Source organism: Afipia sp. MLSD5-FHT05B12 (genome assembly GCF_058793355.1).
Map to the genome: position 1 here is coordinate 26,373 of NZ_JBXAFS010000022.1, position 25,105 is coordinate 51,477.

Sequence of the window (25,105 nt, forward strand, 5' to 3'; positions counted from 1 at the left end):
GGCGCTTTGAATACGACGAAACGATTCGCGAAGCTTACGGACGCGCGGCCTTGCAGGACGGGTTGTAGGCCCAGTTGCGGTCGAGGCCGACCACGCACCATTCGACGCCTGAGTCGTATCCGGCGAAGCCGCCGTCCTCGATGATCGAGAAATGCACCTGACGGGCGCGGCCATCGTTCAGCATGGCGCTGGCGGTGCAGAAGCGGCGTGGAATGCTGTTATTGGCCCAGGCCCGGAACGCGACCTCATGGACATTGGCGTAGCCGGTGATCTCCAGGGCGGAATTCCAGAACTTGCCCTCTTTTTCAGCGAACTGCTGGGAAATGGTGCCAAGCACCTCGTTGCAAGGGCGCATCGCGCCATCGTAACGCGGGCCGGACAGCCAGAAATTCCGCTCAAGCACATTGGCGGCCTCGGCCGCCGGGCTGAGCGCCATCAGGCCGGCCACGGCGCCCAGCGCCACGGCAAGAGTCAGTTTGCCAAGAATCTGTTTGCCAAGAGTGTGTTTGCGAAGTGTCGAGAAAAGGTCGCGCATGGCGGTCCACCGGAATCCGGGATGATGTTGCGCCGGAAGGTGCCGCGAAGCCATCAGCCGGTCAAGTGCAGCGCGGCAACACTTGGCCGCCAACCCCCGCCGAAACGCACGGGCATTCTTTCCATGGCAGCCCGGCCGCCTTATGGTGGGGAGGAGATTCCAAGGGAGACGACGATGCGAACAACAGGTACGGCGATTCTGGCTGCGGTCTTCGGAGCACTGATGAGCGCGCAGGCCAACGCCTGGTTCGACACGGTGCCGCCTTTCAAGGGCAACGACACCGGCGGCATCATCGCCTATTCGCTCTACAAGGACGGCGTGGACATCAAGGCGCTCGCGGTCAACCACTGCGCCAGCTACGGCAAGTCGGTGAAGCTAACCGGCACCGATGCCCAGTACGGCGGCTACATTTCCTTTGCCTGCGTCTGGGTCCATCCGGGTCATCTCAACCGGCCGCTGCGCGTCGGCTACTAAGCTCCTTTCAGGAGACCGTCCATGATGCGAGTGCTTCCGCTCTTTCGTGTCATGGCGCTGGCGATTGTCTGCGGCGGACTTGCCGGCCTTCCGGCGCTGGCCGACCCGGTTGAAATGCCGAGCCGCAAGCCGGGCCTCTGGGAGCTGAAGCTGGACAAGGCCGGTGCCCAGACCATGCAGCAATGCACCGACGCCACCACCGAAAAGGAGATGGCGGCGGCCTTCGGCCCGATGGCGAAGGAGATGTGCTCCAGGCAGGACATGAAGAAGACAGCGACCGGCCTGGTCGTCGATTCGACCTGCAAGATCGGTAACATGACGTCGGTCTCGCACACCGAGTTCAACGGCGATTTCAACTCGGCCTACACGGTGACGACCACGGCGAAGAACAGCGGCGGTTCGGCGGGCATGCCGGCCGAGACCACCAACGTGATCGAAGCGAAATGGATCGGCGCCTGCAAGCCGGATCAGAAGCCCGGCGATATCCTGATGCCCGGCGGCATAAAGATGAACATCAAGGACATGAAGGCGATGCGGCCGAAGCAGTGATCGTGCTTGGCCTTCTCCGTGGAAACACGTCGTCCCCGCGAAAGCGGGGACCCACTGTCACTGAATTTTATATAGATGCTGCCCGCCCGCACCTGACCGGAGGGCCCGGTGGTTATGGATCCCCGCTTTCGCGGGGATGACGATCGGGGTGTCTCGATATCGTTATTTCCCGATTTTCCAGGGATCGTACTTCTCTTTCGAATCCGGGACGTTCTTCATCGCGGCCCTGGCGGCGGCTTCTTCGCGGGCCATCCGCTTCTGCGGATCCTCGCCCTTGGCCTGCGAACCGCCGCTCGTGTCGGGGCGTCCCCTGCCCTGTGCATGGGCCTGCCCGGCGAGCAGCATCACAGCCGCGGCGGCAATCAATACGAGTCTCATCGGACGTCTCCGTTGGGGGCGAAGAAACCTAGCCCCGTTCAAGGGCCGGGAACAATCAGAAATGCCCAAGATCAGGCGCACGGCACTGTCAGGCCACGCCGAACCGCTTTTCGAACGCCGCGATATTGATCACGCCGCGCCGGTGGGTGCCGTCGCCGATCTTGCGGTCGCCGTCCCACGCTTCCACGTCGAACAGCACGCTCTTGGCGTCGATCTGCCGGACACGCGACGTCACGCGCACCGTGCGCCCGACCGGCGTTGCGGCGAGATGCCGGACATTCACCTCCATGCCGACGCTGACATAACCGCTCGGCAACAAGCTGGCGATGGAGGCGGTGCAGGCCTTTTCCATGTGCAGGATCATGACCGGGGTCGCATAGACCGGCGGCATGGTCGCGAGGAAATGCTGCACCGTCATCTCGTGCGCAACGGTCACGACCGTTTCACCGGGAATGCCGACGGTGACTTTTTCCAGAACATTCATTTGAGATTTACTTCTGCGCAGCCTTGCGCTCGAGGAAGGTCTTGCCGCCCTTCATCTTGTGGGTCAGCGGCGCTTCGTTGATCTGCACCGTCACGACTTCCGCATCGACGCCGAGGTTCTTCACCAGCGCCTGGGTGATGTCGAGCATCATGCCCTTCTTCTGTTCGTCGGTGCGTCCGGCAGCCATGTTCACGATGACCTCAGGCATGTTCGTTTCCTTTTTCTTTGCGACGCCAAGGTCGCATTCGATTTTCTCTTCCCCTCTCCCCTTGTGGGAGAGGGTGCCCGAGCGAAGCGAGGGCGGGTGAGGGGTACCAAAACTTATCACACCCCTCACCCGGCTCGATCTCGTTTCACTCGATCTCGCCACCCTCTCCCACAAGGGGAGAGGGTGAATTACTTCCAGTTCACCTGATGCCGCGCGAGCACCTTACGCACTTCATCGACAAGTTTGGCTTCGGGCACTGCGACCTGCGCCTTCGCTTGCGCCTGCAAATGCTCCTCGCGGTCGCTGCCGCTGGCGTCTGCCAGCGCGCTGCCCGCGATCATGTCCTTGATCTGAACCTCGCCCTTGGCCTTCTCGTCGCCGCCCTGAATGACGACGCAGGGCGAATTGCGCCGGTCAGCATACTTGAACTGGACGCCGAGATTGTTCTTCGGATTGCCGAGATACATTTCGGCGCGGATGCGAGGCCCATCCGGCCTTGAAGGATCGACAAGAGAGTTGCGCAGCGTCGCGACGAACTTCTGGTACTGCGCGATCTCGTTGCGATCCATCACCACGACCACGACCGGGCCGAACTCCGGCGTGGTGTCAATCTTGCCGAGCATGGTGAGCGCGGCCTGCAAGCGCGACACGCCGATGGAGAAACCCGTTGCCGGCACCGGCTCGCCGCGAAAGCGCGACACGAGACCGTCGTAGCGCCCGCCGCCGCCGACCGAGCCGAACCGCACCGGGCGGCCTTTCTCGTCCTTGGTATCGAGCAGCAGTTCAACTTCGTAGACCGGGCCGGTGTAGTATTCGAGGCCACGGACGACGGAAGGATCGATACGAATCTGCTGGATCGAGTATCCCGCCTTTCTGACCAAACCCCGAATTTGCTCAAGCTCATTCCAGCCATCTATGGATGGATTCGCAGGATTAAGCTCTTCAGAGGCATAGAATGATCCTCCGCTTGTCGGGATCATGAATGCATCTTGGTCCAGATTTTCCGGCGTTAGAAACTCGCTTCCCTTCCCAGCAGCTATGTCCTGAGAAGTTTCAACGCCCTTCTTTAAGAACTCGACCAGAAATTCGATCTGCTTAGGCTCTAACTCAGCGCCTTTAGTAAAATCGCCGCTTTCGTCTTGCCGACCTGCTCCTAACAATAACTGGACACCGTCCATTCCAAGCCGGTCATACTTGTCGAAGGCACGCAAAACAATCAGACGCTTTTGTGCTGGAACTTTCGCCGTCTCCAGCACACCATCTAATACCTTGCGATTATTCACCTTGACTACGTATTGCCCCTTCAGGCCTAGGGCTTCCATGGTGTCCGCAGCCATCATGCACATCTCCGCATCTGCCGCAGCGGCTGATAATCCGGACAACGCACCACCTACTATGTCGGCGTCGAACTGCATGAACTGGCGGAAGCGGCCCGGACCCGGCTTCTCATTGCGGTAGACATAGCCGTTGCGATAGGAGCGATAGGGCTTCGGCAGCGTCTCGAAATTCTCCGCGACATAACGCGCCAGCGGCGCGGTCAGGTCGTAGCGCAGCGAAATCCACTGCTCGTCATCGTCCTGAAACGAGAACACGCCCTCGTTGGGCCGGTCCTGATCGGGCAGGAACTTGCCGAGCGCATCGGTATATTCCATCGCCGGGGTTTCCACCGGCTCGAACCCGTAGCGCTCATAGACCTCGCGGATTTTCTCCACCATCTGCCGCGTGGCGGCGATCTCGGCGGGCGTGCGATCCACAAGGCCGCGCGGCAGCCGCGCGCGCAGTTTCTGGGGCTTTTTGGGTTTCTTGTCGGTCATGTCGCTCGATGTCATGCGCGTAAGGTGACGTGACCTTACTAAGGTGACCACGAGTTACCAGCCGGGGCACGGAGGGGCAAGCGCAGCGGGTATCACCCTCTCCCCTTGTGGGAGAGGGTGGCGAGCATCGCCAGATGCGAGCCGGGTGAGGGGTTTTGTTGGAACATAACGAAGTGACCCCTCACCCGCCTTCGCTTCGCTCAGGCACCCTCTCCCACAAGGGGAGAGGGAAGTAAGGAGTCAATTCACCAGCACCGCGCCGTCGCAGCGGACGCCGGTGACCCAGACATCCGCCTGACCCAATCCCACGCCGAGCGTCTGCAATACCGAGTTGAGCAGCGTGTCGATCGATCCGGTCGCGCCGCCGATGATGCCGGTGACCAGCGCGCCGATGCCGGGGATCGGCAGGCCGAGCGGCCCGAGCTGCACGCCGAGTTGCAGATCGCCGAGAAGGCTCGACGTCAGCGACGACGTGAACGAGGTCGTGTTCACGGTCTTCCTGGTCTGCGCCTGAATGTCGGCATAGCTGAACGTCACGCTGGTCGGCGATGCATTCGCCATGGTGGCATGCGCCCGGCCCGACACCTGGATGATGCCAAGATCGACGATGTTGACCGCCGGCGGATTAGGTTTGGTGGAGAAGTTCGTCATCATGGCGGACGTCACATCGCCGATCCACGCATCGACGATGCCGGGCGAGACCCCGAGCGTCACCGTCGAGGTGTTGACGTTGGGATAGCCGCAGGAAACGGCATTGAGTGTCGCGGTGCCCGCCGCGATCTCGACATAGACGGGAAGGTTGACCACCGACACCGAGCCAGAACCGACAAGCTGGATCTTCAGCAAGACTCGCGTCTGCGCGGTGTGTACGCTGGCGCCCACCGCTCCGACGGTAATCCAGCTTGTTCCCACCGGACGCTCGCCGACCGTCGCCTGCAATGTCACGCCCGCGATACCCGGCAGCGAGAGGTTCACATTGGCCGCGATCTGGTTGGTGCCATTGGCGAGCGCCGCCATGGCGGAGAGCAGATCCAGCGCCGACACGCTCGCGCCGACCTTCGGCTTCTGCCCGACGGTGAGACCTGAATACGGCCCGACGCTGATCAGAGACTTCGCGGTGATGCGCGTGGTGACGCCCGAGATCGCCGACGACAGGCTGGACAACGCCGCAATGGCACCGCCGTTGCCAGCCGCCGCGGTTTGCAGCGCCGCCACGATGTCGGTGACCTTCAGATTGCTGTTCAACAGCGTGTCGTAGCTCACGCCGGTCAGGTTGACCCGCGTCGCCAGCGCCGAGAGGAAATCGAACGCGTCGATCTTGGCGCTGAGCAGCGCATTGTAGTCCATCGCCGAGAGCGACAGCGTGGTGCCGAGCATGCCGCCCAACAGCGAATTCAGCAGCCCGCCGTTGAGCGACACCAGACGCGAGCCGATCGCGAAACTTGCAAGCCGCGTGGTGCTGGCGATCGCGGTCGCCCTGAGATTCCACTGACTGTCGCCGGTCAAAACCTTGCCGAAATACAGCGGTGTCCTGGTCTGCATGGTGACGCGCACCGCGTTGGCGGGGGTGGCCGCCGCCACGAAACGCTGCTGCGGCGTCAGGGACGCATTCGCCGTGTAAACACCGGGTTCGACAGCCACGAGCGACTCCGGTGGATAGTTGTTCCTGGCGATTGTCGCCGCAGCAGCGCGGGACGCATTGGTCAGGTCGCTCGCGGCGACGAGCGCCGCGAGGTCGGTGGCACTCTGGGTCCGCCGCTTGTCGGCGAAGATGGCGCCGACATCGACGCCGAGCGCCGCGCAGGCGATCACGAGCAGCAGGCTGGCCGCGCCCATGATCGCGATGTTGCCGCGCTGGTCGGCGGCGAAACGGCCGGTCGTTCGCCTGAATTTTCTTGCCGTCACCCTGAGGCGGCTGCGCAGCAGCCCTCGAAGGGCGACGGCGATTGCAACGCATCCTTCGAGGCTCGGCGCAAACGCGCCTCGCGCCTCAGGATGACGAGATCGCTGAAAATGGAAGCACACCATGCTCAATATCCTCCGCGCGGAATCGCCGCCGAGCGCACGATGGTCGACGACGGCATCGGCACGAATGCCGGGAGCGAGTAGATGAACATGCCGGAGGCGTTGTAGTTGACGGTGACAACGAACACGTTGGCATCGGAGCCCGACGTCGCCGCGTGGACGGTCAGATGGGCGGGATCGATCAGCGGATAGGAATTGACGTTGCCGGTGACGTAGCTGTTGGCGAGCGTGCTGCGTTCGCTTTCACTCAATCCCGCCACCGAGGATCGCGCGGCTTCCGCCGCCAGTTGCTGCACGCCATGGACGGCCGCGAGATACGAACCGTACATGATGATGCCGAACACCATCATCAGGAAGATCGGCGCGATCATCGCGAACTCGACGGCGATGGCGCCGCCCTGCGCGGCGCGGAATTTTTGGAGCAGTGTGCGGGCCTGTTTCATGACAGGCATTTGCACATACAACCTTTAAGGGCATACTAATTCATATAACTACTAATGGTAGTAGTATTGTCCGGTTGCGATCCGTGCCTTCACTTACGGGCGACCATGCGTCGCGATGCGTTCCGAACGCGTGTGGAAACTGATAGGCTTCCCTTCCAAGAAAAAACTTGCTCCTTGCCGGAAGGAACGACCCGTGAATATTCAGCACCCTCGCCCGACTGTTGCGACCCCGAACGATCTTGATGCTTTCTGGATGCCGTTCACGGCCAACCGGGCGTTCAAGGCCAGGCCGCGCATGCTCGCCGGCGCCAAGGACATGCACTACTTTACCACCGATGGCCGCAGCGTCCTCGACGGCGCCTCCGGCATGTGGTGCAGCAACGCCGGCCATAACCGCGATCCGATCGTGAACGCGATCCAGAAGCAGGCCGCGACCCTCGACTACGCGCCGCCGTTCCAGTTCGGTCACCCGCAGGCGTTCGAGCTGGCCAGCCGCATCGCGGCGCTGGCGCCGAAGGGTCTTGAACACGTGTTCTTCTGCAACTCCGGTTCCGAAGCCGTCGATACCGCGCTGAAGGTGGCGCTGGCCTATCACAACGGCCGTGGCGAGGCCGGACGCACCCGGCTGATCGGGCGTGAGCGCGGTTATCACGGCGTCGGCTTTGGCGGCATTTCCGTCGGCGGCATGGTCAACAACCGCAAGATGTTCGGCACGCTGCTGACCGGCGTCGATCATCTGCCGAGCACTTACGACCGCGAGAAGCAGGCCTTCACCAAGGGCGAGCCGGAGTATGGCGCGCATTTCGCCGATGAACTCGAGCGCATCGCCGGCATCCATGGCCCCGGCACCATCGCCGCCGTGATCGTCGAGCCGATGGCGGGCTCCACCGGCGTGCTGGCGACGCCGAAGGGCTATCTCGAGCGGCTGCGTGCGATCTGTGACAAGCACGGCATCCTGCTGATCTTCGACGAAGTCATCACCGGCTACGGCCGCCTCGGCTATGCCTTCGCGGCGGAACGCTACGGCGTGCTGCCGGACATGATCACGTTCGCCAAGGGCGTCACCAATGGCGCGGTGCCGATGGGCGGTGTCCTGATCCGCGACGCGATCCATGATTCCTTCATGAAGGGCCCGGAACACGTCATCGAGCTGTTCCACGGCTACACCTATTCGGCGCATCCGCTGGCCTGCGCGGCCGGTCTCGCCACCCTCGACGTCTATCGCGAGGAAGGCCTGTTCGAGCGCGCCCGGGCGATGGAACCGAAATGGGCCGACGCCGTGATGGCGCTGCGCAAGGAGCCGAACGTGGTGGACATCCGCACCGTGGGCATCACTGCCGGCATCGATCTGTCGCCCAACAAGGAAGGCCCCGGCAAGCGCGGATTCGAGGCGCTGGACTCGGCGTTCCATGACAACGACCTGATGATCCGCGTGGCGGGCGATACCCTCTGCCTGACCCCGCCCCTGATCGTCTCGGAAAGCCAGGTCGGCGAGATCATGGACAAGATCGCCAAGGTGATCCGCGCGGTGGCGTGAGCGACAGGCTTATCCCTCTCCCCTTGTGGGAGAGGGTGCCCGAGCAAAGCGAGGGCGGGGAGGGGTACGCTCTTCACCACTGCGATGGCGGCAACAACCCCTCACCCGGCTCGGTCTCGCTTCGCTCCCCTTCGCCACCCTCTCCCACAAGGGGAGAGGGGAAGACGCTTCGCGCCGAATCAAACTTGATGCTAAGCTCATGCCCGTTCGGGGTTGGGCAGGCTTCATGATCCGCATTTCGACGATTTTCATCGCCATCTGCATGGTGCTGATCGCAGCGTCGCTTGGCCTGCTGCTGTATTCGCTGGCGGGGCTTAGCGTGTCTGAGTCCGCCATCGTCGCGCTGACCGCGCTGACCTTCCTGATCCTCTACAACGCGGTGTCGATGCGGCTGCGCGACCGCACCGACGTCGGCAGCCAGATCGCCGATCTGTCGCGCGGCACCGCGGATCTCGCACGCCAGGTCGCCGAGTTCGGACGCCGCATGAGCGCGATCGAGAGCCGCCTGTCGGCGATCGACGCGAGCGGACAGGAGCGCGTCCAGACCGTAGCGAGCGAAATCAGCGAACTGGGATCGCTGGTCAAGCAACTGGCTTCCTCCGTCGCCGCCCATGACGACCTTCTTGCGAATGCCGTCAGCACGCTTGCCGAGCAGCAGGTTGCTGAACCCGCGAACGAAGCGACACCGGTAACCAGCGCCAATGCGCCGGCTCCGGCCAAGGCGGACGACGCGCAGCCCTCGCCCGCCAATCTCAACAACACCCAGCTTCTCATCGCCCTGAGGAACGCCATCGAGGCCAACCGCATCGATCTGTTTCTCCAGCCGATGGTGACGCTGCCTCAGCGCAAGGTGCGGTTCTATGAAGCCGTCGCACGCCTGCGCGACGACAAGGACCAGTTGCTGACCGCGAACGATTTCGTCGGCACGGCGGAAGCCGCCGGTCTGATGGGCCAGATCGATCACACCGTGATGCTGCGTTGTGTGCAGGTGCTGCGGCGGCTGATGGTGCGCTCGAAGGACGTCGGCGTGTTCTGCAACATCTCGGGGACGACGCTGAGCAATCCGTCGGTGTTCGGACAATGCCTCGACTTCCTCGAAGCCAACCGCATCCTGGCGCCGTCGCTGGTGCTCGAATTCAAGCAGAACACATTCCGCCACCTCGGTCCGGTGGAGAGCGAGCATCTCGCCACCTTGCAACGGCTCGGCTACGGCTTCTCGATCGACAACGTTACCGACCTGCGGCTTGATCCGCGCGAACTCGCCGACCGCGGCGTCAAGTTCATCAAGGTACCCGCGGCGATGCTGCTCGACCAGAAGCAGCTCTCCTCCGCCGACATTCACGCCGCCGACCTGTCCGATCTGCTCGGACGTTTTGGAATTGACCTCGTGGCGGAGCGGATTGAAGGCGAGCGCGCCGTGGTCGATCTGCTCGACTACGATGTCCGCTTCGGCCAGGGTTTCCTGTTCGCGCCGCCGCGTCCGCTGCGCCCCGAAGGCGCGGCCTCACCTGCGGAACCTGCCACATCTGCCGCTTCAACGGTTGACGCCACGGCCCGGAAGGAAGAAAAAGCCGACGCTAAATTCGACCCGAGGGCCGAGCCTCCACGCGCGACCGGAAATGCCGCGCTAGCGTCCCGTACCCGCCCTTCGTTTCACTCCGCAGAACCTTCCGAACGAAGGGCGGATACGAAAGGACGCTAGCAAATTATAATTGCCGTGATCCTTTAGTTCTGACATTCGTATGAGTGCCTGTCGGAACCGCTGAACGAATGTCAGAACCGGATCACGGCGCGCCGGGCCTCCGCGCAGAAATAACCGAAGCCTCCGCACAGAAGCGATCCTTTTCCATGAAACTGCCTGACGCCGCCGCGCTGCGATTCGCCGATCATTTGCGCGACCTCACAACCGGTGTCGACGTCATTCTGAGCGACGTCTGGGGCGTCATTCATGACGGTCTGAAAGGATTCGTTCCGGCCTGCGAAGCACTGCAAACCTTCCGCAAGCAGGGCGGCACTGTGATCATGATCACCAACGCCCCGCGCCCGGCCGATTCCGTGCAGCGCCAGCTCCGCCGGATGAACATTTCCGATGACACCTATGACGCCATCGTGTCGTCCGGCGATCTCACGCGCAGCTTCGTCGCGTCACACCATCAGCAGGCCGTTTTCCAGATCGGGCCGGAGCGCGACAACCCGGTGTTCCGCGGGCTCGATGTGAAGTTCACGACAATCGAAAACGCCGACTACGTCACCTGCACCGGGCTGTTCGACGACGAGACCGAAACCGCCGAGGATTATCGCGGCGTGCTGGAACAGGCGCGTGCGCGCAACCTCGCCTTCGTCTGCGCCAACCCGGACATCGTGGTCGAGCGCGGCGACCGGCTGATCTATTGCGCGGGCGCCATCGCTGAACTGTATCGCGACATGGGCGGCGAAGTGATCTTCTACGGCAAGCCGCACCGGCCGATTTACGATCGCGCGCTTGAGCTGGCTGCTGAGAAGCGCGGCGCTGCGACGCCGCTCAACCGCGTACTCGCGATCGGCGATTCCGTCCGCACCGATCTGACCGGTGCGAACCTGATGGGACTGGATTGCCTGTTCCTGACCCGCGGCATCCACGCGGTGGAGTTTGAAGGCCTCGATGTCGCCGACGAATTCTCGGTGCGGAGGCTGTTCGGAGACGCCAGGCCGCCGCTTGCACTGATGCAGGATTTGAAGTGGTAGGCTGCGGCTGGCGAGCCCCGCCTTCTTCCCTCTCCCCTTGTGGGAGAGGGGGAGAGAACTGCGACTGGAATACCCAAAAAAGCAAATGCCCGGTGCGAAGACCGGGCATTGAAATTCTGCGGATGCGACGGAGCGCTTACGCCGGCGCGTGATCCGGGAACACCGCCTCGATCTTGGTCTTGAGGGTCGCGGCGTTGAACGGCTTGACGATGTAATTGTTCACGCCGGCCTTCTTGGCGGCGATGACGTTTTCCGTCTTCGATTCTGCTGTGATCATGATGAAAGGCGTGGTGGCGAGATTCGGATCGCCGCGCACTTCCTTGAGCAGATCGTATCCGGTCATCGGCTCCATGTTCCAGTCGGAGATCACGAGGCCGTACTTCTTGCCGCGCATCTTGCTGAGCGCCGCCGAACCGTCGCTGGCGTCATCGATATTCTCGAAACCGAGTTGCTTGAGCAGATTGCGGATAATGCGGATCATCGTGTTGTAGTCGTCCACAACCAGAACCGGCATCGACAAATCCATGGCCATCGCTGTTTTTCTCCCTCGAACGCAGCAACCGGCGTGCGTTATCAGCATTTTGCGGGCAGCTTCTGCCACCCGCAGTCGGGGCGAACCTAGCATCGGCGGCTTAAACAGCCCGTTAATCGGACCGCATCGGGATTATCTTAAGTTGCGCCGTTAAGGTCCGATTCAGCAGCTTGACTCCGATGGCAGGCCGGGGTCAGGTCCGCCCCGATTTCTTCATTGTCTTCCTTCCGGTACCCATGACGACAAGCTTTTCCGTCATTCGCGACGCCACTCCCGCCAGCGCAATTGTAAAAGGCGCCGTGGTGGCGATGGGCAACTTCGATGGCGTCCATCTCGGCCACCGGGTGGTGATTTCCGCGGCCATCGACATGGCGCGCAAGCTCGGCAAGCCCGCATGCGCGGTGACATTCGAGCCGCATCCGCGCAGCTTTTTCAGCCCCAACACGCCGCAGTTCAGACTGAGCGATGAAGCCGCCAAGCTGCGCCTGCTGGCCGGGACCGGCCTCGACGGCGCGGTGGTGATGACGTTCGACGGCGCCCGCGCCGGCACCACGGCACATGATTTCATTAACCACGATCTTATCGGCCGGCTCGGAATCAGCGGCATCGCCGTCGGTTACGACTTTCATTTCGGCAAGGGGCGTGCGGGATCGCCGTCACTGCTTGCGAGCGAGATGCCAAAGCTCGGTGTCGAGGTCCACGTCCAGTCTCATGTCGACATTCTCGATCGCCCGGTATCCTCCAGCGCGATCCGCATGGCGCTGGCCGAGGGCCAGGTGACCGAGGCCACCGCCATGCTGGGCGCGCCGTGGTTCATTTCCGGCGAAGTCATTCATGGCGAGAAGCGCGGCCGCGATCTCGGCTATCCCACCGCCAACATCCGCCTCGACAAGAACTGCGGCCTCAAGCACGGCATCTATGCGGTGCGGGCCGGGATCGGCCAAGGAAGAGATAGAGTGCGCGTCGACGGTGTAGCCTCGTTCGGCCGCCGCCCGACCTTCGACAACGGCGCACCGCTGCTGGAAATCTTCCTGTTCGATTTCAAAGGCGACCTTTACGGCCAAAAGCTCGATATCGCATTCATCGGCTTTATCCGCGACGAACTGAAGTTCGACGGAATCGGCGCGCTGGTGCGCCAGATGGACGACGACAGCGCAAAAGCCCGCGCCATGCTCGCCGCCGCCCCGGATGCGTTTCCGAAACTCGGAATTGTCACGGATTGAGCGGCTTACGGGCCTTTCCGATGCCTCCCATGCCTGCTATCTAGGCCTCATGTTGGCGCAGCGCACCATAATCGGCATTAGCGGCCCGGCTTCCGTCTGAGCATACGTTCGGCGCAAGACCGGGATCGATTTCATCGCCGAACATCACGAGCGCCATTCGAGCCAAGCCAGAGCATTCATGTCCGACAAGCCCCAAAAGTCCGTTGCCCCCAAAGCCGACGGCAACGATTACTCCAGCACACTTTATCTGCCGCAGACGGAGTTTCCGATGCGCGCGGGCCTGCCCCAGCAGGAACCAAAAATCCTGGCGCGCTGGAACGAAATCAACCTGTACGGCAAGCTGCGCGAGGCCGCGAAGGACCGCGCGAAATTCGTGCTGCATGACGGCCCGCCCTACGCCAACGGCAACATCCATATCGGCCACGCGCTCAACAAGATCCTCAAGGACGTGGTGACCAAGAGCCAGCAGATGCTCGGCTTCGATTCCAACTACGTGCCGGGCTGGGACTGCCACGGCCTGCCGATCGAATGGAAGATCGAGGAAGAATACCGCGCCAAGGGCAAGAACAAGGACGCGGTGCCGATCGTCGAATTCCGCCAGGAGTGCCGGGCGTTCGCGCAGAAGTGGGTCGATGTCCAGCGCGAGGAATTCAAGCGGCTCGGCGTGGTCGGCGACTGGTCGCATCCCTACATGACGATGACCTTCCCGGCCGAAGCGCAGATTGCGCGCGAGCTGATGAAGTTCGCCGCCAACGGCACGTTGTATCGCGGCTCCAAGCCGGTGATGTGGAGCGTGGTCGAGAAGACCGCGCTTGCCGAAGCCGAAATCGAATACGAGGACTACACCTCGGACGCGGTGTGGGTGAAGTTTCCGGTCAATGCCGCGCACGGCCGCCTCGCCAAGGCTTCGGTCGTGATCTGGACCACCACGCCGTGGACGCTGCCCGGCAACCGCGCCATCAGCTTTTCGTCAAAGGTCGCCTACGGACTTTACGAGGTCACCGATGCTCCGGCCGATAACTGGACGAAGGCCGGCGATCTCCTGATTCTCGCCGACAAGCTGGCCGAAGACGTCTTCAAGCAAGCCCGCGTCACGTCGTTCAAGAAGGTGAGCGATATCTCCACGGAAATTCTCGACGCAATCGAGTGCAGCCACCCGCTGAAGGGGCTAGCCGGCGGCTATGAATTCACCGTGCCGCTGCTCGCCGGCGATCACGTCACCGACGACACCGGCACCGGCTTTGTGCATACCGCGCCCAGCCACGGACGCGAGGACTTCGACGTCTGGACCGCCAACGCACGCGATCTCGAGGCGCGCGGCATCAGTTCGGTGATCCCCTACACCGTCGATGCTGACGGCGCGCTGACCGAGCACGCCCCGGGCTTCACCGGCAAGCGCGTCCTCACCGACAAGGGCGAGAAGGGCGACGCCAACGAGGCCGTCATCAAGGCGCTGATCGAGCGCGGCATGCTGCTCGCACGCGGCCGCCTCAAGCATCAGTATCCGCATTCGTGGCGCTCGAAGAAGCCGGTGATCTATCGCAATACCCCGCAATGGTTCATCGCGATGGACAAGGACATCGCCCCCATCGACTCCCCTCCCCCTTGCGGGGAGGGGTCGGGGGTGGGGGTGGCCACAACGGCAGCATCCGCAGCTTACCCCCCTCCCCAACCCTCCCCCGCAGGGGGGGAGGGAGTGCGCCCGCATGCGAAGCCCGGCGACACCCTGCGCGCCCGCGCCTTGCAGGCGATCAGCGTCACCCGCTGGGTGCCCGAACAGGGCCAGAACCGTATCACCGGCATGATCGCGGGCCGTCCCGACTGGGTGATCTCGCGCCAGCGCGCGTGGGGCGTGCCCATCGCGGTGTTCGTGCGCGAGAAGGGCGACGGCTCCGCCGAAATCCTTCAGGACGAGGCCGTCAACAAGCGCATCGCCGACGCATTCGAGAAGGAAGGCGCTGACGCCTGGTATGTCGAGGGTGCGCGCGAGCGCTTCCTCGGACCGCACGCCCACGAGGAATGGCAGAAGGTCAACGACATCTGCGACGTCTGGTTCGACTCAGGCTCGACCCACGCGTTCGTACTGGAAGACCCGGTGCATTTTCCCGGCCTCGCAGGCATCAGGCGCAAGGTCGATGGCGGCAGGGATACAGTGATGTATCTCGAAGGCAGCGACCAGCATCGCGGCTGGTTTCATTCCTCGCTGCTGGAAAGCTGCGGCACGCGTGGGCGCGCACCCTACGACGTAGTGCTGACCCACGGCTTCACGCTGGACGAGAACGGCCGCAAGATGTCGAAGTCGCTCGGCAACACCACCGAGCCGCAGAAAGTGATTTCGCAGTCGGGCGCCGATATCCTGCGGCTGTGGGTCAGTGCAACCGACTATGCCGACGACCAGCGCATCGGCCCGGAAATCCTCAAGAACACCATCGAGACCTACCGCAAGCTGCGCAACACGATCCGCTGGATGCTTGGCAGCCTCGCGCATTTCCGCGACGAGGATCGCATCAAGGCCGACGACATGCCGGAACTTGAGCGGCTGATGCTGCACCGGCTATCGGAGATCGATGCCATCGTGCGGCCGGCCTATGCGAACTTCGACTACAAGACGGTGGTCGCGACGCTGGCGAATTTCATGAACACCGAACTGTCGGCATTCTATTTCGACATCCGCAAGGACACCCTGTACTGCGATCCGCCGTCATCGGTGGCGCGCAAGTCGGCGCTGACGGTGATCGACTATCTGTTCCGCGCCATTACGACCTGGCTCGCGCCGATCCTCAGCTTCACCGCGGAAGAGGCCTGGATGTCGCGCTACGGCGACGCCGCGGTCTCGGTGCATCTGGAGCTGTTCCAGAAGACGCTGCCGGCATGGCGCAACGACGATCTTGCGAAGAAGTGGGAGACCATCCGCGAAGTTCGCCGTGTCGTCACCGGCGCGCTGGAAGTCGAGCGCGCCGCCAAGCGCATCGGTTCGTCGCTGGAAGCCTCGCCGCTGGTTTACGTGACCGACAAGGCGGTGTTCGCGACGCTGTTCGATGTCGATCTCGCGGAAGTCTGCATCACCTCGAATGCCATGGTCACGAACGAAGATGCTCCGGCGGGCGCATTCACGCTGAGCGACGTCCCGGGCGTCGCCGTCGTGGTCGAGAAGGCTGCCGGCACCAAGTGCGCGCGGTCGTGGAAAATCCTTCCGACCGTCGGGAGCGATCCCGACTATCCGGATGTCTCGCCGCGCGATGCGGACGCACTGAGGGAATGGAAGGCGCTGGGGATTACTTGAGATATTTCGCCGTCCCCGCGAAGGCGGGGACCCATAACCACCGCCACCCGTGGCAGGCGTGGATCGCAAGGCAGATCAAAAGTGACCGCAAACAACTCCGTAGAAATGATCGCCCGGGGACTATGGGTCCCCGCCTTCGCGGGGACGACCCCTCGTTTTTTTTCGGCGATCTAGTCACATGTCCCCTCTCCTTCGCTCCGGTTTGATCGCCGCCGCTGTTGCCCTGGTGCTCGATCAGGCATCGAAGCTCTGGCTGCTGAACGTGTTCGAACTCGGCCCGCGCGGCACGGTTTCCGTGACGCCGTTCTTCGACCTGGTACTCGCCTGGAACACCGGCATCAGCTACGGCTGGTTTCAGGATACGGGTCCGGCCGGTCAGGCCCTCCTGCTGGCGGTCAAGGCCACGGCGGTGATTGTGCTGGCGGTCTGGATGGCGAAATCCGGCACCCGCCTCGCAGTCACCGGTCTCGGACTCATCATCGGCGGGGCCATCGGCAACGCCATCGACCGGCTGGCCTACGGCGCGGTGGTCGATTTCGCGCTGTTTCACGTCCAGATCGGCGGAAAAACCTACAACTGGTATGTGTTTAACCTTGCGGACGTGGCCATCGTTGCCGGGGTTGCCGCCCTCCTGTATGACTCCTTTGTAACCTCAAGCGCCGCAAAAAGGCCCTGATAACCGGGGATATGCGTGAGTTATCGGCCAGTTGGCTCGCCATCTGGCTCTCGGTAATCTGGCCCGCGGCGACATGCCCACCGGGGCACGGCCGAGCCCCTGGGCAACGGATTTGGACAACGGATCAGGATGAACGCAATGACGGGCGGCATCGGTTCAGGTTTGCATCTCTCATCGCGCCGCACGACGCGCGCGCTGCGGTTCGCCGCCATCCTGCTGGGCGTCGGCCTGGTGTTCGGTACCGGGCCGGTTCACGCGCAGGACGAGGACAGCGACGAACACAAGACGTTCGAAGAAAAGCTGATGGACAACCTGATGAGCGGCCTCGGCGGCAGGAAGCTCGAGGACGGCTCCATCGAGTACCGCGAGCGCTCGCCGCTGGTGGTCCCCTCCAAGATCGATCTCCCTCCGCCTCAGTCAGGCAAGCCGAAGCTCGCGCCGAACTGGCCGAAGGACCCGGACGTCGCCGAACGCGCGGCCGCGCGCGAACGAGCCAAGCAAAAGGCGCAGAGCCCGGAAGAAGCGCGTATGCCGCTGATGCCGAGCGAACTCAACAAGCGTGCCCCGCGCGGCAAGACCGCCGACACGTCGACACCAGGCAACAACAATTCCAACTCGCCGCTGATGATGCTGCCGTCGGAACTCGGATATAATGGCGGTCTTTTCTCGAACCCGTTCGGCAACACGAAGACCGAGACCGAGAAGTTCACCTCGGAGCCAGAGCGCACCGAACTCACGCAGCCGCCGAGCGGTTACCAGACCCCGTCGTCCAACTACGCCTATGGCGTCGGCCAGTTGAAGCCGCCGAAGGAAAAGTGCGACTCTGCCAGCGGCCGGTGCGAAAAGACCTGGGATTAAGGATCAAGGCTGGGATGGAGCTTCCTGGCCGCGCCGTCCGGTTGACGGCCGCGGCCTCACGATCGCGATCCGCCACCCTTTGATTGTTCAAGGTGCGATCGTTTCAGGTCCCGCAGCGTCGCCTCTCGCGGATTTGAATGTTTCCCGGGCGATAAATCTGCGATCCGGTAGAGCATCATGATGATTTCCCGTCACCTCATTGCCATGGCATTCGCGACACTTGGCCTCCTGTCCGCGCCAGCTGCCATTCATTCGGCGACGGCGCAGACCGCGCCGCAACGGCCGGCGACCTTCACGCTCTCGAACGGCCTCAGTGTCATCGTCATTCCGGATCGCCGCACGCCGGTGGTCACGCAGATGATCTGGTACAAGGTGGGCTCCGCCGACGAGACGCCGGGCAAATCGGGCCTCGCGCATTTCCTCGAGCATCTGATGTTCAAGGGCACCAGTACGCATCCGGCCGGTGAATTTTCCCAACTCGTGGCACGCATCGGCGGCAACGAGAACGCCTTCACCTCCTACGACTACACCGCCTATTACCAGCGCGTCTCCCGCGACAAGCTCGCGGCCATGCTGGAGTTCGAGGCGGATCGCATGACCGGCCTCATTCTCAAGGACGAGAACGTGCTGCCCGAGCGCGACGTGGTACTGGAAGAGTACAACATGCGTGTCGGCAACAGCCCGGATGCGCGGCTGACCGAGCAGATCATGGCGGCGCTGTATCTCAACCATCCCTATGGCCGCCCGGTGATCGGCTGGCATCAGGAGATCGAGAAGCTGAACCGCGAGGATGCGCTCGCCTTCTACAAACGCTTTTACGCGCCCAACAACGCCACCCTCGTGATCGCCGGCGACGTCAGCGCGGAGGAGGTCCGACCGATGATCGAGGCGGCCTATGGCAAGATTCCGCCCCAGCCCGCGATTCCGCCGCAGCGGATCAGGCCGCAGGAACCCGAACCCGCCGGGCCGCGCACCGTGACGCTGGCCGATCCGCGCGTCGAACAGCCGAGCCTGCGCCGTTACTATCTCGTCCCGTCATCCGTCACCGCGACTCCGGCTCAGGGCGCGGCGCTCGAAGTGCTGGCGCAATTGATGGGCACCGGCAGCAACTCGTTGCTCTACCGCGCGCTGGTGGTCGACAAGCCTCTCACGGTCAGTGCCGGCGCCTGGTATCAAGGCACGGGCGTCGATCCGACCCAGTTCGGCATTTCGGCCTCGCCGAAACCCGGCGTGGAATTCCCGCAGGTTGAGCAGGCGATTGATGAGGTCATCGCAAAGCTCGCGACCGATCCCGTGCCGGCCGAAGACCTTGAACGCATCAAGACCCAGATGATCGCCCAGGCGATCTACGCGCAGGACAGCCAGACCACGCTGGCGCGCTGGTATGGTGCCGCTGTCACCGTCGGCCTCAGCGTTGACGACATCAGGGCCTGGCCCGATCGCATCCGGGCCGTCACGGCCGAACAGGTCCGCGACGCCGCGCGGACATGGCTTGAGAAAAAAAGATCCGTGACCGGCTATCTCATCAAGGACACGACAGCGACGACCGCAAGGCGCGAGGAGAAACGCTCGTGATTGTCACCCGCCGTCACCTGCCCCGTCTCGCGGCTGCCATTCTCGTCGCCGCATCCTCGCTTGCCGCACTCGTGACGCCAGCATCTGCCGCGGCGAAGGTTCAGCGCGTGGTGTCGCCCGGCGGGATCGAGGCCTGGTTCGTTCAGGACGCCACCGTGCCGCTGGTTGCGCTGGAATATGCCTTTGCCGGCGGCTCGTCGCAGGATCCAGCGGACAAACCCGGCATCGGTTCGTTCACAGCCAACATGCTCGATGAAGGCGCCGCCGATCTGGATTCGAAGGCCTTTCATGAGCGCCTCGAACGGCGCGCCATCGAGATGAGCTTTTCGGTGACCCGCGATTATCTGCGCGGCTCGATGCGTATGCTGAAAGAAAACAGCGACGAAGCCTTCGGTCTGCTGAAGCTGGCGCTCACCTCCGCGCGCTTCGACAGCGAGCCGCTGGAGCGCGTTCGTGCGCAGATGCTGTCCAGCGCACGGCGCGAGACCACCAATCCGGTGTCGATCGCGGGCCGCAAGTTCTGGGAGCAGGCTTACGGGACGCACCCCTATGCGCGTCCGCCGAACGGCACGCTCGAAAGCCTGCCCATGATCCGGTCTGTCGACCTGAAGGATTACGCACAGCGCGTGATCGCCAGGGATGCGCTGAAGATCGCCGTGGTCGGCGACATCACGCCGGAGGCGCTCGGCAAACTGCTCGACGAGACGTTCGGCAGCCTGCCCGCCAAAGGCAACCTGACGCCGGTTCCGGAAGTTCAGGCCGCCAAACCGCCGCTGCACACGTCGGCCATCGTGGATGTGCCGCAGACCTCGGTGAATTTCGGCGGACCCGGCATCGCGCGCAACGATCCCGACTTCATGGCGGCCTACATCGTCAATCACATTCTCGGCGGCGGCACGCTGTCGACGCGGCTTTACAAGGAAGTCCGCGAGAAGCGCGGGCTGGTTTATTCGGTGTCGGAATCCCTGATCTGGATGAAGAAGTCGTCGCTGTTCGCAGGCTCGACCGCGACCCGTGCCGACAAGGCGAAGGAAACGCTCGACACCATTGCCGCGGAAATCGCGCGCATGGGCAACGAAGGCCCGACCCAGAAGGAACTGGATGAAGCCAAATCGTTCCTCAAGGGCTCGCAGATGCTGGCACTCGACACCTCATCGAAATTCGCCACTGCGCTCTTGCAATACCAGCTCGACGATCTCGGCATCGACTATATCGAAAAGCGCAGCGCCATCGTCGATGCCGTCACGCTGGATGATGCCAAGCGCGTCGCCAGGCGAATCTGGGGACAGGGGCTCTTGAGCGTCAGCGTCGGCCGCGCCGCGCAGGCGTCGGCACCGCCGCCCGCAACCGGCGTCGCACCAAAGGCGAATTAAGCCGTCGCCGGAGCTAGTGCGGCGCCGCGAGATTGATCGCGAGCGCCAGGGCGCCCACCAGAATGAGACTGGCGGCCCATGCGGCATCGAGATTGAACCAGCTCCGCGACACGAATTTGAGCCCCAGATAGCGATAGACGAGCCACGCGGACAATCCGCCAGCCGCAATCATCGCAGCCGAGTGGACAACGGAGACCAGCACGGCCGTGCCGAGGTTGGCGCCGACAAGAACGCTTGTCGCGGTGTGGCCGCTGTCCGGCTCAGTGGCACGGCAGAGTCCGAGATAGATCGGAACCAGCATCAGCCCGGCGCCGTGAGCAATCGCGACCACGAAGGACCAGAGCCCGAGTTGCGTCGGCCGTATCCGCGCCAGCGCCCGCGGATGGCGCCGGTTGATGAGCCGGAAAACGCCGAACCCGATCACCAGGAGACTTGCGCCGATCTGGATCTGGCGTTGCCACTCGACCAGCGCGGCGAGCACGGCAAATGGAAGAACGATCAACAGCACGGCCAACAGATGGCCGATCGCGAGCGGCCACAGCGCCGCGACCAGCGCGCGTCCGCTCCTGTCCATGAGTCCGGCCGAGACAGCCAGCGGCCAGCCCATACCCGGACTCACTCCGTGATAGATGCCGCTCGCAACAACGGCGAGCCAAAGCCCCGCAGGGGTCCATTCCGCCGCACTCAAATCCAATGTCCTGAATCCGAAGTTCGCATCACTTGCGAACCACCACACTAAACCGACGGATAGCAGAAGGAGTCCGTCGAACAGTCGCCGCCATCGAGCCGGATTTGATGCGCGCGATAGCCGTCGGGGAAACTCGGCCAATAGTCCTTTGCGAGTTCAAGACCGCCGCCCGGCTTCACATTGGCCATCACCTCGGCGCCCGGAATTCCGTCGGGATAGAACTGGTCATCCCATGTCGAATAGAGCGAGTTGGTCCAGTACACGCGCTTGCCGTCCCGGCTGATCTCGACCATCTGCGGGCCGCCGGCATACACCTTGCCATTGGGATGGGGCGTGCGGCGGGCGATGCCGCCGATGTGTAGGGAGCCCGCGAGCTTCGGCTTTCTCGGATCGCTGACATCGTACTGACGCATCTCGCCCGTTCCCCAGCACGACACATAGAGAAACCGATCGTCCATGGAGAGATCGATGTCCGAGACCAGCGGCGGCACTGCGCCAAAGCCTTGCAGCAGCGGCGGAAGCTTTTCCTTGGGCGCCGGTTCAGCGGGAATCGTCGCCGTCTTTTCAATGTGAAACTTTCCGCCCTCGCGCCACCATGTCCAGATCGAGCCTTCGAGATTGGTGGTATCGACCACGACACCGAGAAAGCCATACTCGCGAACGGGATCATGCGCGGGACGCACTTCCAGCGCCATTTGATGGTTGGCGCCGAGATCGATCGTCTGAACATTGCGCCGGGCTCTCAGATCCCAGAAGTGGATTCGGTGGCCATATTTGTTGGACAACAGGTCCTCGGCCACGATTCCATTCTCGAACTGGGGCGGCAGCCCCCACTCGCTGGTGACCATGTAGTCGCGCGGCAGGTTCCACCAGAAATCATAGTGCAGCGTCTGGGGTCCGCGGTCGATCTCCCAGCGCCCGAGAACGTCAAAGGTCTCGCAGTCCATGATGAAAACACCGGGCGGTCCATCGGTGCCGTCCTTGCCGCCGCCGCCAAGCGTGCTGACGTAAATGCCTTCCGGCCCGCAATGAACGGTGTGAGGCCGCGAGTAGCCGGTCTTTTTGAAAATCTCTTCGGGCTCGATGATCTTGTGAATCTTCGCCTTGGTGGGATCAGGCCTGGTGTCCACGATGTAGATGCGCGAGGACCGGATTCCGGGAATGATCAGGTAACGCCGCTCCACGAACGCATGACCTGTCAGCGGCGACAGGGCCGACGAGCAAGCGTTCCAGCCGAAATGATGAAACTCATCGCCCTTGTTCGGCATCGTCACCGTGTGGACGATCTGGCTGTAGCTGGGCGAGCCCGGCTTCACGTCGATCACCGCAAGCGCATCGGGTTTTGAAAAATCGGGGCTGAGCAACAGCGTATATGCAAAGTTTTCGGGGGGAGCCTCCATCGCAAGCTTCGGTGATGCGTGGAAGGTCGGATCTGGCCTCATCGTCATCGCACTACCTCCTGTTTCGACCCGCAATGCCAAAGGCATGCGGAAGCGAGTTTGCAGAAAGAGAATGACCTATTGAGCGCGAGCCGCGGCAGCCCGCTGGCGGGCAGCATAGCACCGCGTCAACGCCAGCCGGAAAAAAGATCGCGGCGAAGAGGGAGGGGTCCCCCTTTCGCGTTATGCCGCCTTACTTGAACAGCGGCGTGCCGGGCACAAAGGCGTCGAACGCCGCCCAGAACTGCTGGCGATAACGATCCTGCTCCTGAAGGATTTCGTGCTTGGAACCGGCGATCACCAGATGCGATCCGGCGCGCAGGTGATAGGCGAATTCCTCGATGGCGGCGGTTGAGACGATGGTGTCGCTGCTCGCGGCCATCATCAGGATCGGCAGCCTGATCTGCGACGGATAACTCGCCTCGCGGAATTCGACGATCGCCCGGAACGCGCTGTCGGCCCAGGCCACCGTCGGAGACGCGATGCCGAGCGTCGGATCTTCCTCATAGATCGCGGCGTTGCGCGCATAGCGCACCGGGTCGGAGGTCAGCGGATTGTTGACAAAGCTGTCGGTGCCGGTGAGTTCGCCGGTGCCGCCGGGCACGTAGCGTCCGCCCATCCCCATCCAGCGCAACGTCCGCACCAGAATGCGTGTCGGCAACTTGGTGGCGTAGCCCGGCAGATCGATCATCGGCGCGGACAGCACGATGCGGTCGAACCAGCGTTTGCCGGCATGCGCCACGCGCAGCAGCACCGCGCCGCCCATCGAATGCGCCAGCGCATAGTACGGCGGCGGGCAGTCTGGCAGCATCACCTGCTGCACAAAGGTTTCGACGTCGACTTCAAAATCGGAAAACCTGTGGACGTATCCCTTGCGGGGATCGCGCAGTTGCCGCGACGAATGCCCCTGCCCGCGCCAGTCGATCATCGCCACCGCGAAGCCGCGCTCGCGCAGTTCGCGCACGGTCTCAAAATATTTCTCGATGCTCTCGCCCCGCCCGGTGAAAACGCAGACCGTGCCCTTGCGATTGGCCGGCGGCTGCCAGCGCGCAAAGCGCAATTCCGCGCCATCGGGCGTCTTGATGGCACCGCTGACGACATTGTCGGGAACGGGATTGGCGGGAATGGAAACAAGCGTCATGGAACAACCAAATGGATGCGGAAAAGAACCGAGGGGCCAGCAACTGCGTCATGGCCGGGCTCGTCCCGGCCATCCACGCCTTGGACGGACAAGACAAGACGTGGATGCCCGGCACAAGGCCGGGCATGACAAAAATTTAAGCCGGGATAGATGTCGCGGGAACCTCTTGAAGACCGAAACACCCCTCCCATATCAGTTTCGTGCAGGCCAGTTAAGGCTGCACGCAGAACGAAAACCCGGCCCAATGGCGGGTTGTCTGCTCTTTGGAAAAGAGTGGCGCGTTGTGCAAGCGAGACGGTCTTTGAGGACGTTGCTTACGCAATGGTCCGTCCCGCCTGAAAAACGCGCTGGTCGCTCAATTGGAGGACTCATCATGCGTACTTTCGATCTCACCCCCTTCTACCGTTCCACCGTCGGCTTCGACCGCCTGTTTTCGCTGCTCGACCAGAGCGCAAGCGAAAGCTCGCCGGGCTATCCGCCCTACAACATCGAGCGCACGGGCGAGAACAATTTCCGGATTTCGGTCGCCGTCTCCGGCTTTTCGCAGAATGAAATTTCGATCGTCGCCAAGGAAAACACCCTGACGATCAAGGGCGAGAAAGCCGCCAACGAGAACAGCCAGTCCGGCGAAGTGCTTTATCGCGGCATCGCATCGCGCGCCTTCGAGCGCCAGTTCCAGCTTGCCGACTTCGTGCAAGTGAAGAACGCCTCGCTTGAGAACGGCCTGCTCCACGTCGATCTCGTCCGCGAGATTCCCGAGGCCGCCAAGCCGCGCCAGATTCCGATCACCACGTCGGCTCCCGCGCCGAAGGTCGCCGAGCAAGTCGCGGCCTAAGTCTCGAGCTTATCGAACCTCCCAAACTACAAAACGCCCCGGTCCTCCCGGGGCGTTTCTTTACCGCGTCATCGTGAGGCGCGAACGTCCCCTCGATACGGAAAATCACTCCAGCGTCTGCGCATCGGGCATCGCCTGCGTCGGCCATAGCCGCACCGCCGAAGCCTGAGGGGCGGACGCCGTCGCCGCGCCCACCGTCGCCGCTGCCGCGGATTTGTTGTCCACCGCGGCTGGCTTCGCGGCCGCCGCAGACCCGGCAGAAGGAGCCACAGCCTGCTGTTGCGCCGGGGCCGACGCCGGTGGCGTGGCCA

23 protein-coding genes and 1 pseudogene are annotated in these 25,105 nt (G+C 62.9%); 12 read left to right on the forward strand and 12 right to left on the reverse strand.

Annotation, left to right across the window (positions count from 1 at the left end; all coding sequences use genetic code 11):
• Nucleotides 1-34: 34 nt before the first annotated feature.
• Entirely contained in the window at nt 35-535 is a 501-nt protein-coding gene (locus AC1Q6J_RS20350) for a hypothetical protein (RefSeq protein WP_492281000.1), read from the reverse strand.
• 174 nt (nt 536-709) lie between these two features.
• Here AC1Q6J_RS20350 and AC1Q6J_RS20355 point away from each other — a divergent pair, with 174 nt between their 5' ends.
• Nucleotides 710-1,009, forward strand: coding sequence for a hypothetical protein (locus tag AC1Q6J_RS20355; protein WP_492281001.1), 300 nt, complete (start codon nt 710-712; stop codon nt 1,007-1,009).
• A 21-nt stretch (nt 1,010-1,030) separates the two neighbouring features.
• Complete coding sequence (locus tag AC1Q6J_RS20360; protein ID WP_492281002.1) at nt 1,031-1,558, forward strand: DUF3617 domain-containing protein; 528 nt, start codon at nt 1,031-1,033, stop codon at nt 1,556-1,558.
• A gap of 162 nt (nt 1,559-1,720) precedes the next feature.
• Here AC1Q6J_RS20360 and AC1Q6J_RS20365 read toward each other — a convergent pair whose 3' ends face one another.
• The 6 genes from AC1Q6J_RS20365 to AC1Q6J_RS20390 form a co-directional block, all read right to left on the reverse strand.
• Nucleotides 1,721-1,936 (reverse strand): hypothetical protein, encoded by a 216-nt coding sequence (locus tag AC1Q6J_RS20365; protein ID WP_492281003.1) that lies wholly within the window; start codon nt 1,934-1,936, stop codon nt 1,721-1,723.
• 88 nt (nt 1,937-2,024) lie between these two features.
• Nucleotides 2,025-2,420, reverse strand: a complete 396-nt coding sequence (locus AC1Q6J_RS20370; RefSeq protein ID WP_492281004.1) for a thioesterase family protein — start codon at nt 2,418-2,420, stop codon at nt 2,025-2,027.
• A gap of 7 nt (nt 2,421-2,427) precedes the next feature.
• Nucleotides 2,428-2,628: a tautomerase family protein gene (locus AC1Q6J_RS20375; protein WP_492281005.1), complete on the reverse strand. Its 201-nt coding sequence runs from the start codon at nt 2,626-2,628 to the stop codon at nt 2,428-2,430.
• Nucleotides 2,629-2,816: 188 nt separating this feature from the next.
• The gene (hisS, locus tag AC1Q6J_RS20380; RefSeq protein ID WP_492281006.1) at nt 2,817-4,442 is read right to left on the reverse strand and encodes a histidine--tRNA ligase; all 1,626 of its coding nucleotides are present in this window, start codon (nt 4,440-4,442) and stop codon (nt 2,817-2,819) included.
• Nucleotides 4,443-4,682: 240 nt separating this feature from the next.
• Nucleotides 4,683-6,470: a TadG family pilus assembly protein gene (locus AC1Q6J_RS20385; protein ID WP_492281007.1), complete on the reverse strand. Its 1,788-nt coding sequence runs from the start codon at nt 6,468-6,470 to the stop codon at nt 4,683-4,685.
• Nucleotides 6,471-6,472: 2 nt separating this feature from the next.
• Nucleotides 6,473-6,910 carry a TadE/TadG family type IV pilus assembly protein gene (locus AC1Q6J_RS20390; RefSeq protein ID WP_492281008.1) on the reverse strand — a complete coding sequence of 146 codons (438 nt, stop codon included), beginning with the start codon at nt 6,908-6,910 and terminating at the stop codon, nt 6,473-6,475.
• Nucleotides 6,911-7,163: 253 nt separating this feature from the next.
• On the opposite strand from AC1Q6J_RS20390, the gene aptA reads away from it, so the two are divergent.
• The 3 genes from aptA to AC1Q6J_RS20405 all read left to right on the forward strand — a co-directional run bounded on the left by aptA (nt 7,164) and on the right by AC1Q6J_RS20405 (nt 11,171).
• Entirely contained in the window at nt 7,164-8,447 is a 1,284-nt protein-coding gene (aptA, locus tag AC1Q6J_RS20395; protein WP_492281020.1) for an omega-aminotransferase AptA, read from the forward strand.
• Nucleotides 8,448-8,673: 226 nt separating this feature from the next.
• Nucleotides 8,674-10,149, forward strand: coding sequence for an EAL domain-containing protein (locus AC1Q6J_RS20400; protein ID WP_492281009.1), 1,476 nt, complete (start codon nt 8,674-8,676; stop codon nt 10,147-10,149).
• Nucleotides 10,150-10,295: 146 nt separating this feature from the next.
• Nucleotides 10,296-11,171 carry a TIGR01459 family HAD-type hydrolase gene (locus AC1Q6J_RS20405; protein WP_492281010.1) on the forward strand — a complete coding sequence of 292 codons (876 nt, stop codon included), beginning with the start codon at nt 10,296-10,298 and terminating at the stop codon, nt 11,169-11,171.
• 136 nt (nt 11,172-11,307) lie between these two features.
• Here AC1Q6J_RS20405 and AC1Q6J_RS20410 read toward each other — a convergent pair whose 3' ends face one another.
• A complete protein-coding gene (locus AC1Q6J_RS20410) occupies nt 11,308-11,703 on the reverse strand; it encodes a response regulator (protein ID WP_006022043.1) in 396 nt (131 codons plus the stop codon).
• A 236-nt stretch (nt 11,704-11,939) separates the two neighbouring features.
• Between AC1Q6J_RS20410 and AC1Q6J_RS20415 the strand changes: the two genes are divergently transcribed.
• The 6 genes from AC1Q6J_RS20415 to AC1Q6J_RS20440 all read left to right on the forward strand — a co-directional run bounded on the left by AC1Q6J_RS20415 (nt 11,940) and on the right by AC1Q6J_RS20440 (nt 20,691).
• Nucleotides 11,940-12,926, forward strand: a complete 987-nt coding sequence (locus AC1Q6J_RS20415) for a bifunctional riboflavin kinase/FAD synthetase (protein WP_492281021.1) — start codon at nt 11,940-11,942, stop codon at nt 12,924-12,926.
• Nucleotides 12,927-13,104: 178 nt separating this feature from the next.
• Entirely contained in the window at nt 13,105-16,209 is a 3,105-nt protein-coding gene (gene ileS / locus AC1Q6J_RS20420; RefSeq protein ID WP_492281011.1) for an isoleucine--tRNA ligase, read from the forward strand.
• Between the two features lie 178 nt (nt 16,210-16,387).
• On the forward strand, nt 16,388-16,885 hold the full coding sequence (gene lspA, locus AC1Q6J_RS20425; protein WP_492281012.1) for a signal peptidase II: 498 nt from the start codon (nt 16,388-16,390) through the stop codon (nt 16,883-16,885).
• A 138-nt stretch (nt 16,886-17,023) separates the two neighbouring features.
• Nucleotides 17,024-17,743, forward strand: coding sequence for a hypothetical protein (locus AC1Q6J_RS20430; RefSeq protein WP_492281022.1), 720 nt, complete (start codon nt 17,024-17,026; stop codon nt 17,741-17,743).
• Between the two features lie 177 nt (nt 17,744-17,920).
• On the forward strand, nt 17,921-19,318 hold the full coding sequence (locus AC1Q6J_RS20435) for a M16 family metallopeptidase (protein WP_492281013.1): 1,398 nt from the start codon (nt 17,921-17,923) through the stop codon (nt 19,316-19,318).
• Nucleotides 19,315-20,691 carry a M16 family metallopeptidase gene (locus tag AC1Q6J_RS20440; RefSeq protein WP_492281014.1) on the forward strand — a complete coding sequence of 459 codons (1,377 nt, stop codon included), beginning with the start codon at nt 19,315-19,317 and terminating at the stop codon, nt 20,689-20,691. Before AC1Q6J_RS20435 ends, AC1Q6J_RS20440 begins: the two co-directional genes overlap by 4 nt.
• Nucleotides 20,692-20,704: 13 nt before the next feature.
• Here AC1Q6J_RS20440 and AC1Q6J_RS20445 read toward each other — a convergent pair whose 3' ends face one another.
• The 3 genes from AC1Q6J_RS20445 to AC1Q6J_RS20455 form a co-directional block, all read right to left on the reverse strand.
• Nucleotides 20,705-21,379 (reverse strand): hypothetical protein, encoded by a 675-nt coding sequence (locus AC1Q6J_RS20445; protein ID WP_492281015.1) that lies wholly within the window; start codon nt 21,377-21,379, stop codon nt 20,705-20,707.
• Nucleotides 21,380-21,426: 47 nt separating this feature from the next.
• Nucleotides 21,427-22,827, reverse strand: coding sequence for a selenium-binding protein SBP56-related protein (locus AC1Q6J_RS20450; protein WP_492281016.1), 1,401 nt, complete (start codon nt 22,825-22,827; stop codon nt 21,427-21,429).
• 184 nt (nt 22,828-23,011) lie between these two features.
• Nucleotides 23,012-23,959 (reverse strand): alpha/beta fold hydrolase, encoded by a 948-nt coding sequence (locus AC1Q6J_RS20455; protein WP_492281017.1) that lies wholly within the window; start codon nt 23,957-23,959, stop codon nt 23,012-23,014.
• A 373-nt stretch (nt 23,960-24,332) separates the two neighbouring features.
• Here AC1Q6J_RS20455 and AC1Q6J_RS20460 point away from each other — a divergent pair, with 373 nt between their 5' ends.
• Complete coding sequence (locus tag AC1Q6J_RS20460; protein WP_492281018.1) at nt 24,333-24,794, forward strand: Hsp20 family protein; 462 nt, start codon at nt 24,333-24,335, stop codon at nt 24,792-24,794.
• A 105-nt stretch (nt 24,795-24,899) separates the two neighbouring features.
• Here the strand turns inward: AC1Q6J_RS20460 and AC1Q6J_RS20465 are convergent.
• A pseudogene (locus AC1Q6J_RS20465) lies at nt 24,900-25,105 on the reverse strand (hypothetical protein); the annotation flags it as partial.